Annotated in this window: 11 protein-coding genes and 1 tRNA gene; 5 read left to right on the top strand and 7 right to left on the bottom strand. The window is 65.2% G+C overall.

Features of this window, described 5'->3' with window-relative positions; all coding sequences use genetic code 11:
• Positions 1–208: 208 nt before the first annotated feature.
• The gene (locus tag DYI24_RS13085; RefSeq protein WP_164572596.1) at positions 209–1,996 is read right to left on the bottom strand and encodes an acyl-CoA dehydrogenase family protein; all 1,788 of its coding nucleotides are present in this window, start codon (positions 1,994–1,996) and stop codon (positions 209–211) included.
• 145 nt (positions 1,997–2,141) lie between these two features.
• Here DYI24_RS13085 and DYI24_RS13080 point away from each other — a divergent pair, with 145 nt between their 5' ends.
• Positions 2,142–2,885: a sulfite exporter TauE/SafE family protein gene (locus DYI24_RS13080; RefSeq protein ID WP_164572595.1), complete on the top strand. Its 744-nt coding sequence runs from the start codon at positions 2,142–2,144 to the stop codon at positions 2,883–2,885.
• 121 nt (positions 2,886–3,006) lie between these two features.
• A complete protein-coding gene (locus DYI24_RS13075; protein ID WP_164572594.1) occupies positions 3,007–3,489 on the top strand; it encodes a CinA family protein in 483 nt (160 codons plus the stop codon).
• A gap of 100 nt (positions 3,490–3,589) precedes the next feature.
• Here DYI24_RS13075 and crcB read toward each other — a convergent pair whose 3' ends face one another.
• The 3 genes from crcB to DYI24_RS13060 form a co-directional block, all read right to left on the bottom strand.
• Positions 3,590–3,964, bottom strand: a complete 375-nt coding sequence (gene crcB / locus DYI24_RS13070; protein ID WP_107343675.1) for a fluoride efflux transporter CrcB — start codon at positions 3,962–3,964, stop codon at positions 3,590–3,592.
• Between the two features lie 153 nt (positions 3,965–4,117).
• A complete protein-coding gene (locus DYI24_RS13065; RefSeq protein ID WP_107343674.1) occupies positions 4,118–4,714 on the bottom strand; it encodes a superoxide dismutase in 597 nt (198 codons plus the stop codon).
• A 201-nt stretch (positions 4,715–4,915) separates the two neighbouring features.
• Positions 4,916–6,151, bottom strand: a complete 1,236-nt coding sequence (locus DYI24_RS13060; protein ID WP_164572593.1) for an MFS transporter — start codon at positions 6,149–6,151, stop codon at positions 4,916–4,918.
• A 273-nt stretch (positions 6,152–6,424) separates the two neighbouring features.
• On the opposite strand from DYI24_RS13060, the gene DYI24_RS13055 reads away from it, so the two are divergent.
• Together DYI24_RS13055 and DYI24_RS13050 are read left to right on the top strand one after the other, a co-directional pair.
• Positions 6,425–7,798, top strand: coding sequence for an MATE family efflux transporter (locus DYI24_RS13055; RefSeq protein ID WP_164572592.1), 1,374 nt, complete (start codon positions 6,425–6,427; stop codon positions 7,796–7,798).
• A gap of 131 nt (positions 7,799–7,929) precedes the next feature.
• Positions 7,930–8,373 carry a DUF2147 domain-containing protein gene (locus tag DYI24_RS13050; protein WP_164572591.1) on the top strand — a complete coding sequence of 148 codons (444 nt, stop codon included), beginning with the start codon at positions 7,930–7,932 and terminating at the stop codon, positions 8,371–8,373.
• Here the strand turns inward: DYI24_RS13050 and DYI24_RS13045 are convergent.
• From DYI24_RS13045 to DYI24_RS13040, 3 genes are all read right to left on the bottom strand, one after another.
• Positions 8,370–9,533, bottom strand: a complete 1,164-nt coding sequence (locus tag DYI24_RS13045; protein ID WP_164572590.1) for a DUF3095 domain-containing protein — start codon at positions 9,531–9,533, stop codon at positions 8,370–8,372. The two genes, DYI24_RS13050 and DYI24_RS13045, sit on opposite strands and share 4 nt — an antisense overlap.
• A gap of 71 nt (positions 9,534–9,604) precedes the next feature.
• Entirely contained in the window at positions 9,605–9,739 is a 135-nt protein-coding gene (locus tag DYI24_RS28555; protein ID WP_013503510.1) for a hypothetical protein, read from the bottom strand.
• A gap of 153 nt (positions 9,740–9,892) precedes the next feature.
• Positions 9,893–9,969, bottom strand: a tRNA-Met gene (locus tag DYI24_RS13040).
• A gap of 288 nt (positions 9,970–10,257) precedes the next feature.
• Between DYI24_RS13040 and DYI24_RS13035 the strand changes: the two genes are divergently transcribed.
• The coding region (locus DYI24_RS13035) for an aldehyde dehydrogenase family protein (RefSeq protein ID WP_164572589.1) at positions 10,258–10,785 on the top strand (528 nt) is incomplete at its 3' end.

Genomic DNA, 10,785 nt, shown 5'->3' with positions numbered 1-10,785 from the left:
GGCTGGAAGACCGCACGCTGCTGAAGCTCGCCGAACTGATCGAGCGCGAATTCGGCGGCTTCAAACCGCCGAAGGCGTTGGTCGATTAATTAGCGACGAACGCCCCCCGTCATTGCGAGCGAAGCGAAGCAATCCAGCTCCGAACGCTGGGCTGGATTGCTTCGTCGCTTAGCTCCTCGCAATGACGGGAGAGATTGCCGCTCGCATACTACGCCGTCAGCAGCGGCGCGATCTCGTCTATGCCCGCGGCCTGCTCACCCAACAGATGGTTGGCAATTGCGAGTTCGAGCTTGCCGTCCTGATGCGCGAACGGATCAAGCTGGTACAGGCGATGCTCAACCACGAGGCGCGACAGCAGCACGCGCCGGGCATCGCCGCGCATCGCTTCGATCTTCGCGCCCTCCCAGGTGAGCGCCACCGCACTGGCGACGTGATACAGCGCGCTGGTGGCACGGCGGGCATCAGCTTCGTTCTCGCTGCTCCGCGCCACGTCGCGGGCGAAGCCGATCGATTTGTCGATCAGCCCGCGCAGCCGGTCGCGCCAGACTTGCGGCACGCGTACCGCATCGTCGAGCCGCGAATGAAGATCGGCCCCGAGCGCCGACTCCGCGCCATGCCTGCCAATCGCGCGCTTCAGCGCATCGATCGCCACGATGTTGCCGGTGCCTTCCCAGATCGAGCCGAGATGCGCGTCGCGGAGCAGCCGCGCGGTGGCGAACTCCTCGACATAACCGATGCCGCCGCGCATCTCGAGCGCATCACCGCTGACCTTGCGCGCGTCGCGGGTCGCGCGGAATTTCAGCGTGGGCGTGAGGATACGCAGCAGCGCAGCCGCGTCCTGGCTGCCCCCTTCGGCGCGGTCGAGTGCATCGGCGGTGAGGAAGGAGACCGACATTCCCTGCTCGGTCGGCACCAGGATCTTCAGCAATTGCCGGCGCGCCAACGGAAGGTCGACGATGCGGCTACCGAACACCACGCGGTTCTTCGCCACCGTGATCGCATCGTGCCAGGCGCGCCGCATCAGCGCGGTCGACTTCACGCCGTTGGACAGCCGCGATGAGTTCACCATCTCGGCCATCTGCACGAAGCCGCGATCGAGCTTGCCGACCGCATAGGCAAGCGCGCCTTCGAGCTTGATCTCGCCCGACGCCATCGAGCGGGTGCCGAGCTTGTCCTTCAGCCGCACGATCCGGTAGTGATTGGGCGAGCCGTCGTCGAGGAACCGCGGCATCAGGAACAGGCCGACACCGCGCGTGCCGGGACCGGCGCCTTCGGGCCGCGCCAGCAGCATCACCACCTTGGCGTCGGCGTTGGAGCAGAACCACTTCTCACCGTACAGCCGCCAATGATCGCCTTCCGGCACAGCGATCGACGTCAGCGTGCCGACGTCGGAGCCGCCCTCCTTCTCGGTCATGAACTGGCCGCCTTGCGTCAGCTTGCTCATGTCCGTCTGGATCAGGCCGTCGAGATACTTGGCCTTCAACGTCTCGTCGCCGAACTTCGACAGCAGCTTGGCGCAGCCGTCGGTGACGTTGATGGGGCAGCCCATGCCGAATTCGGTTTCGTTGAATAAGAGCGTAAAGGCGTGCTTGGCGGTGACCGGATAGACGTCCGGCCAGCCCATGATGCCCTTGCGGTGCGACAGCGCGTGAATTCCGAACTCGCCGAACGCGGCAGCTTCCAGTTCGCGATAGGCCGGGTGATACTCGACAGATTGCGCGTCGCGGCCAAAGCGGTCGCGCTGATGCAGGATCGGCGTGTGGCGATCAGCGAGGCGCGCGCACTCGTCGAGCCGGCCGCCGGCCAGCGCGCCGAGCCGGTCGAGATGCGGCTCGATGTGATCGACCAGGGATTTCTGCAGATGAATCCGCAAAAGATCGGCGAGCGACGGATCGGCGCGATAGAAGTTCAGCCCCGTGGTGTCGGGCGCGATCAGGTTCGCGGCGTTGCCGGGCTTCGCCGCAGGCGCGGCGTCTCGTTTGTTTCCTGCCAACATCTGCAACTCTTGTTTTGGTTTTCGGAGCCTTGTCCGATGCTATAAGCCCGATCGGCTGGCGGCACAAAGCAAGCCTACGCCGACACTCCCTCACGGACGCGCGACAGCTTCCGCCCGGCGGAATTGAGCAGGCGCATCGAGGCCGATGGAACTAACAACTCTCGTCATCCTGATCGCCGGCGCGCTGTGTGGCGGGTTCGTTTCCGGCCTGTCCGGCTTCGGTCTGGCGCTGGTGTCGCTCGGGTTCTGGCTCTACGTCTTCCCGCCGACCGTCGCGGTGCCGCTGGTGCTGCTGTGCTCGATGGTCTCTCAGGCCTCGACGATGCGGATGGTGTGGGAGCACATCGATTTCAAACTGGTGACGCCGTTCCTGATCGGCGGGCTTGCCGGCGTGATCCCGGGCAGCGTGCTTGTGGCGTATGCCGATCCGTGGGGCTTCAAACTGTTCGTCGGCCTGTTTCTGCTGATCTTCCCGCCCGCGCTGTATTTCACCCCGCCGATGGCGCTGACCTTCGGCGGCCGCTGGATGGATGGCGTGATCGGCTGGATCGGCGGCGTGATGGGCGGCTTCGCCGGATTGTCCGGCCCTCCACCGATTTTGTGGGCGAGCGTCCGCGGCTGGGACAAGCATCAGCGCCGCGGCGTGTTTCAGGCATTCAACTCCACCGTGCTGATCGCTGCGCTGGCGCTGCAGACCGCGCACGGTCTCGTCACGCGTGAAGTTCTCTACGCGGCCTTGCTGGCGCTGCCAGCCATCCTGCTGGGCGCCTGGCTCGGCGCAAGGACCTACCACGCGCTGAGCGACCGCTCGTTTCGCAACGTGGTGCTGGCGCTGCTGTTTCTGTCCGGGCTCAGCCTGGTGTGGAGCAGCTTCGCTGGACTGCGCTGAGCGGCCGGGCCGGCTCACATTCGGTTTGCCCGCCGGCACGGCTTCCGATCAAGTACAGCCGATCACGTGTCGATTCGTCCCACCAGAGGCGATGTGACAGGCAGCACAGAGGAGATCGGTGATGCGAGAATTGCTGCCGGTGGCCGAAAAGGTCGCGCTCAGGCTGATCGCGCAGAAGCAAACCATCGCAGTCGCAGAATCCTCGGCCGGCGGATTGATCGCGTCGGCCCTGCTCGCCGTGCCTGGCGCCTCGGCCTACTTTCTCGGCTCGGCGGTGGTGTACACCCGCGAGGCGCGGCGCGTGCTGATGGACATTCCGGATCCCGACATGAAAGGGCTGCGGTCCTCGTCGGAGCCCTATGCCGAATTGCTGGCGAAGCAGATCCGCTCCCGGCTCGGCGCCGATTGGGCGCTGTCAGAAACCGGCGCCGCCGGCCCATCGGGCAATCGCTACGGCGACGCTGCCGGCCATACTTGCATCGCGGTGGCCGGGCCACGGCAGGCGGTGATGACACTGGAGACGGAAAACGCCGACCGCGTCGACAACATGCACGTGTTCGCCGCGACCGCGCTCACCTTCCTGCTGCATACGATGTCGACCTGAGCGAGGCCCGCGGCCTCGCCCAAACGTCAGCGAATGATGGCTCTCCACGTCGCTACGAGTAGCGGGACGACGAAGCAGTCCGGCGCAATGACGGCGGGTCTTATGTGACCGCGCGGATCAGCGCCATGCCGGCGAACAGGCCGGCGATCGCCAGCACCACCGAGCCGAGCACGTACACCACCGCAAGCCCGATCGCGCCGCGCTCATACAGCAGCGCCGCGTCGAGCGAGAACGCCGAGAACGTGGTGTAGCCGCCCAAGATGCCGGTCATCAGGAACAGCCGGAAATGCTGCGACGAGCCGCCCTTGAACGCCAGATAGCCGGCGATCAGCCCCATCACGATCGAGCCGGTCACGTTGATGAAGAAGGTGTGATACGGAAACGCGGTGCCGAGCAGGCGGCCGCTGAGCGTGTTGATGAAGTGGCGAAACATCGCCCCGAGCCCGCCGCCCACGAACACCAGAAGATAGGCCATCCGACAATTGCTCCGTCTGCGAACGTCGCCCCGCCGTCGTTCTTGCAGCAGGAGAGGTGCGACCGCAAGCCGCATGGTCGGGCGCGATGCCAAAAGGAAAGGCGGCCGCACTGCGACCGCCTTTCCGATTCGATTGCGAGCTTGCGGCCCTGATCAGGCCTTGGAGTACAGCTCCTCGACATACTCCCAGTTGATCAGGCTATCGACGAACGCCTTCAGGTAGTCCGGACGGCGATTGCGATAATCGATGTAGTAGGAGTGCTCCCAGACGTCGACGCCAAGGATCGGCGTGGCGCCGTGCACCAGCGGGTTCTCGCCGTTCGGAGTCTTGGAGATTTCGAGCTTGCCGTTCTTGACCGAGAGCCAGGCCCAGCCCGAGCCGAACTGACCGGCGCCGGCTGCGGCGAAATCGGCCTTGAACTTCTCGAAGCCGCCGAGGTCTTCGTTGATCTTCTTTTCCAGCGCGCCGGGCAGCTTGCTGCCGCCGCCGTTCGGCTTCATCCACTTCCAGAAGTGGATGTGGTTGTAGTGCTGGGCGGCGTTATTGAACAACGGGGCGTTCTTGTTGAACGAGCCCTTGACCACCTCCTCGAGCGACTTGCCCTCGAATTCGGTGCCCTTCAGCAGATTGTTGCCGTTGGTGACATACGCCTGATGATGCTTGTCGTGGTGATATTCCAGGGTCTCCTTCGACATGTACGGCTGCAACGCGTCGTAGGCATACGGCAATTCGGGTAGCGTGAAGGTCATGATGCATTTCCACGGTGGTGGGAGACGTCGTCTTTAACGGGAACCCTTATAAAAGGTTCCCCGGCGGGACCCAATATCTATTCTAACTTGCAACAGCATGTCTCGGCGGTCTGGCCGAAGCGAATATCGCTGCAACCTGAATAGCTTACCGTTAGCACCCGATCGTACCGTCGAGGCTCGGCAGCCCCCTTCCCGGTCCGGTCAGGCGGTTGCAGGGACCGCCAATTCGTCCCGCCGGCGCGGCGGCCGGACGTTCATCAGCATCTGGGCACAACCGGCGATCAGGCCGATCAGCACCGCGGCCTGCCAGGCGCGATCATAGCTGCCGAGATGGTCGTAGATCACGCCGCCGCCCCAGGCCCCGAGGAACGAGCCGACCTGGTGGCTGAGGAAGGCAATGCCGGTCAGCGTCGCCATGTAGCGCAGCCCGAACAGCTGGGCGACGAGGCCGTTCACCAGCGGAATCACCCCAAGCCACAGCGATCCCATGATCGCAGCGAACACGATCGTCGAGGTCGCCGACGCCGGGAAATAGAAATATGCCGCCACCGTCAGCGACCGCACGATGTAGATGCCACCGAGCAAATACTGCTTGGGAAACCGGCCGCCGAGCCAACCGAACGCATACGAGCCGAACACATTGAACAGCCCGATCACCGCCAGCGCCGAAGCGCCGAGTGACGGATCGAGGCCGCAGATCGCCAGATAGTTCGGCAGATGCGTGGTGATGAACACGAGCTGAAGACCGCAGACGAAGAACGCGATCGCCATCACCAGGAAGCCGGAATGGCCGAGCGCGGCCTGCACAACCTCGCCGGCCGACTGCTGCACGTCGTCCGACTTGTCGATGTCGAGCTTGTCGGCACGGCCGGCGAACAGCGCCGACGGCAGCATCGCCGCGGCGAGGCCAAGAAAGCCGATCAGCGCCATCTGCCAGCCGGCGGTCGAGATCAGCGTCTGCGCCAGCGGCGAAGCCAGCACCAGGCCGAGTGACCCGGCAGCCGAGACCGCGCCCATCGCGACGCTCCGCTTGGCCGGCGACACCGTGCGCGAGGTCACCGTCATAGTCATGCTGGAGGCAGTGCACGACAGCGCAATGCCGACGCAGACGCCGCAGCCGAGCGTGAACATCAAGGCCGAGTCGGCGACCATCATGAGAACGAGACCGGCCGCATAGACCACGACGCCACCGGCCATCACCCAGCGGGTGCCGTAGCGGTCGGCGATCAGTCCCACCATCGGCTGCGTGACGCCCCAGATGATGTTCTGCAGTGCTGTCGCGAAGGAGAAGTCGGCGCTGGTGATGCCGACGTCGCGGATCACCGAGGGCTGAAACAGCCCGAAGCTCTGCCGCATGCCCATGGCGAGGCTGAGCAGCACCGACGCGCCGATCAGGATCGACCAGCGCTGAAACGCGCTGAGCTGAGCTGCCTTCATAGGCGGTTTCCTCTCCCGGAGAATAATTATCCCTCTTCATGCCCTGGTTTGGGAGATTTGACCATCCATCCCAGCGGTATTCTGGTTCTGCGCCGAATGCAGGGGTGCCGCCGCGTGACCGGCCGCCTCAGAGCCCTGCGCGAAATGCCGTCGCGCCCGCGTATCCTGCAATGCCCCGCCGCTTGTGCCCGATGAGGCGCTGTGGCTATTGTATGTTAATCATCATACAAAAGACCACCGTCAATCGCGAGGCGGCATCCGGGGAGCGACTGCATGACCATCGAGGCACCCGCCGACACGCCACTGTCCGCTCCACCACCGAACCGGCTGCTGACCGCCCCGATCCTGCCGACACTAGTGCGGCTGGCGATCCCCAACACCATCGCGATGCTCGGCACAGCCTTGGTGGCGGTGGCCGAGACGTCCTATATCGGCCGGCTCGGCACCGAACCTCTGGCGGCGATCGCTTTGGTGTTTCCCTTCGCGATGCTGACGCAGATGATGTCGGCTGGCGCCATGGGGGGCGGCGTATCATCCGCGATCAGCCGCGCCCTCGGCGCCGGTGATACACACCGGGCCGGCGTGCTGGCGCTCCACGCGATCCTGATCGGGATCGGCGGCGGGCTGCTGTTCACGCTGGTGATGCAGCTATTCGGCCGATCGCTGTTCGCACTGCTCGGCGGCCGCGGCGAGGTGTTGGAGCAGGCCTGCAGCTACTCGGTCGTTCTGTTCTCAGGTGCCGTGTCGATCTGGCTGGTGAACACCCTCGCCTCGATCCTGCGGGGCACCGGCGACATGGTCCTGCCGGCAGGTGCCCTGCTCGGCGTTGCGGCTTTGCAGGTGGTGATCGGCGGCGCGCTCGGCCTCGGCCTGTTCGGAATGCCGCGGCTCGGCATGCCTGGCGTCGCCTCCGGCCAAGCGATCGCTTTCACGGTCGGCGCGCTGTTCCTGCTGATCTATCTCGCCAGCGGCCGCAGTCGGCTGCGGCTGCAACTGCGCGCATTCAGCTTCCAACGCCCGATCTTCGTCGACATCCTGAAGGTCGGCGCGCTCGCCTGTCTCGCGCCGCTGCAGTCGGTGTTGACGATCCTGATCTTCACGAAGGTGCTGGCCAGCTACGGCACCACCACGCTCGCCGGCTATGGCATCGGCTCGCGGTTGGAATTCCTGCTGATCCCGATCGCGTTCGCGGTCGGCGTCGCCTCGATCCCGATGGTCGGGATGGCGATCGGCGCCGGTGATATCGCCCGCGCGCGGCGGGTGGCGTGGACTGCCGGAGTCGTATCCGCCCTGATCGTCGGACTGGTCGGCGTCGTGCTGGCGATCTGGCCGGCGCTCTGGGTGTCACTGTTCACCGCAGACCCGGCCGTCACAGACGCTGCGCATACCTACTTCCGCTTCGCCGGCCCGGGCTTCGGCTTCTTCGGCCTCGGCGTGACGCTGTATTTCGCCAGCCAGGGCGCCGCCAAGGTTGGCGGACCGGTGCTCGCCGCAACCGGACGGCTTGTGCTGGTGGCCCTCGGCGGATGGGCGCTGGTCGCCTTAGGGGCGCCGGCATCGGCGATGTTCGCGATGGTGGCGCTGGCGATGGTGGTGTACGGCCTTGGCAGCGCCGCCGCGATCTACCTGACACGCTGGGTCAAATGAATCGGAATTATCCCCAGCGTGCAGCAAGGGTCACACGATTGCACGAATCGGACGCTCTGCTATCCAACCGCCCGCCGCACTGCTTCTGAATGCTGTTCGCGGCTCCCGCGAGTATCGTTTGGAGGTATGGAATGGCCGTTCGGTCCGGTTTCGTCGCTGCTGCCCTGGTTGCCCTGGTGTCGCTGTCGCCCGCAGGGGCGATCGCCCAATCAGCCGGGCCGCAGGGCACCTGGTTGACTCAGGCCGGCGACGCCAAGGTCCGGATCAAGAGCTGCGGCAACGCGCTGTGCGGGAGCATCGTCTGGCTGAAGACGCCGATCGATCCGAACACCGGCAAGCCCCAGGTCGACGATAAGAACGCCGATCCGCAGCTCGCATCGCGGCCGATCATCGGCCTGCAGATCTTCGGCGACATGCGCCCGGTGTCGCAGGGCAAATGGAGCGGCCACATCTACAACGCCGACGACGGCAAGACTTACGAGAGCAGCATCTCGCACACCGGCCCCAACAGCCTGCGGGTCGAGGGCTGCGTCGGCACTCTGTGCGGCGGCGAAAGCTGGACGCTGACGCGCTAAGCGACTGCCCTGTCGGGCATCGCCTTCAAGGCCAGCGCGGCGGACGCATAGCCGCCGCCCGCGCCGTCGATGAAGTGCACATGATCGCTACGCGCTACCGACGGCGTAAAACACGTCACCATCGCCGACTGCTGCCGCGATACGCCGTAACGCGCGACGCCCGCAGCCGCCGCCGTGGCGAGCTTCTGCTCCAGCGCGTCGGCTAGCTCCGGCGCGCAGTCGACCACCATGCGCAGTCCGTCGTCGTATTTACGGAAGTCTGAATTCTCGACCAGCTCGGACAGATAACGCCGCGGGACGAAGCCGCGCACGGTGATGCCGAAGCGGATGATCAAGTAGCTGAACAGAGTCCGGATCAGCAGGCCGGCGCGGCGCAGCGTCAGCGGTACGCCGCGTTCGGCGTGCGCTTCAAGATCGAGGCCCTGCGACGGCCAGCGCAATCCCGGTCCTTCGTGGGGCACCGGCCTGCCCGCCTCCGGGCTGCGCTCGACCATCGTCACGATATCTTCGATCAGGCTGCGATACGCCGCCCCATCGGCCTGCGCCGTCGGCACGATCAGCACCGACAGGATGACGCCGCGCCGGGCCGGCATTTCTTCGAACCGGCACGACAGACCGGAGAGGTCCGGCGCGGTGCCGGGCGGCGCCGGCGGAATCGAAAATTCACCGCGCTTCATCGCCGCATCGGCCCAGCCCAATCCGCCGCCTGCAAACATCGCGTAGCTGACGTGCGGCGAAGGCGCGAAACGGGCGACGCGCACCTCGAGCCCCTTGGCGCGGATCGCCGCGACCGGCACTAGCGCGATCCGCATCGTCAGGCCGAGTTCGTCGCGCACCCAGGCAGCGGTCGCGGCCAGCGCATCGCGGGCGGCGGTCAAATCGGCTGGTGCCACCGCAAAGCTGGCGCCATCGCCGCCGAACACGAACGGGAATTCGCGCTCTTGAAGCGCGTTGGTCACCGCGGCGATCACGGCCGCGCCAGCCATGTTGACCGACTTGTAGCGCCGCTCGGCGATCGCGCGGGTGGAATCGACGATGTCGGCGACGCCGACGGTCCAATCGTCCGGCAGCGGCGCGTAGAGGGCGGGATCCATCAGGCTGCGGAAGCCGCGAAACACCGCGACACTCTGGTAGAACCCGCCGCTATCGCCCGCGCTCATGCCGCCCGGCCCTCCTCGATTGATGCCGATGAGTTACGTCCGCAAACCCGATCGGTTGCGAACGGCCGAGGTCAGTCGCTGCCCGAGCACAGGCCGAGCGCAGCCGTGATCGTCCCACGCGCACAGCGCGTCAGCGTGATGTCCGAATACAGGCCATAGGCGAACACAGCCAAAGCCAACAGAAAGATGATGCCGAGCGATTTCACGTTCGATGTCCAAGCCGCCGCGGACGTCGCAAGCTCAATGCTCACCGCGGACGGCCGATGTTGCACCTGTTAGATCAGATCGCCGGGCAACGAAACAACCGTGCAGCCCAAACGAAAAACGCCGCCAGATCCTGTGGACCTGACGGCGTAATTTGGTTGCGGGGATAGGATTTGAACCTATGACCTTCAGGTTATGAGCCTGACGAGCTACCGGGCTGCTCCACCCCGCGTTAAACCTTTGCGCGGCTTTCAGAAAACCGATGACCATCAACGCCCAAAGGCGCTGATCGATCCTCCCGGAGGCTTCCTGAGAAGGTGCCCGGGGCGAATGCCCGGGGCGCGAGGGGTGTCTACCAACCCTGCGGGGATTTGCAAAGCCCCAAGGGCGGATTTGGGAGAAGATTTTCAAGATTATATGACGAACGGAACCAGGTGTGGTTGCCGGAATCCTCTTCCCCTGCGAGAATTTGGCAAAATCAGCCCGTAACGAACCAATTGGGCATCGCAGGGAGCGAAAGATGGACCAGCCGGTCGGCGGTTTCGGGGGCAATGCGCTCCACGACAGCTTTCATCGCATGTTCGAAATTTCCCGTGCTGCGCCGCCGCCGACGCTGGAGCAGCGTCAGGACCGGCTCGCGCGGCTGCGCGCGCTGATCAAGGACAACGAGAAACGATTCGAGCAGGCGATCTCTGCCGATTTCGGTCACCGCAGCTCGACCGAGACTCTGATCGCCGAGACGCTCAGCCTGCTCGGCGACATCAAGCACACCTCGCGGCATCTCAAGCGCTGGATGGCGCCGCGCAAGGTATCGACCCAGCTTCAATTTCTGCCCGGCAAGAACCGGCTGCTGCCGCAGCCGCTCGGCGTGGTCGGGGTGATTGCGCCGTGGAATTATCCGCTGCAGCTCACCGTTGCGCCGGCGATCGGCGCGATCGCCGCCGGCAACCGGGTGATGATCAAGCCGAGCGAATTGTCGCCCCACTTCACGGCGCTGCTGCAGGAGACTGTCGCTGCCAAGTTCGACGCGGGTCGAGCCGGTGAACAT

The organism is Rhodopseudomonas sp. BR0C11 (assembly GCF_010820945.1).
Taxonomy (GTDB): Bacteria; Pseudomonadota; Alphaproteobacteria; order Rhizobiales; family Xanthobacteraceae; genus Rhodopseudomonas; species Rhodopseudomonas palustris_H.
Note: the sequence above shows the minus strand (reverse complement) of the source record. Positions and strands in the feature narration are given on the sequence as shown.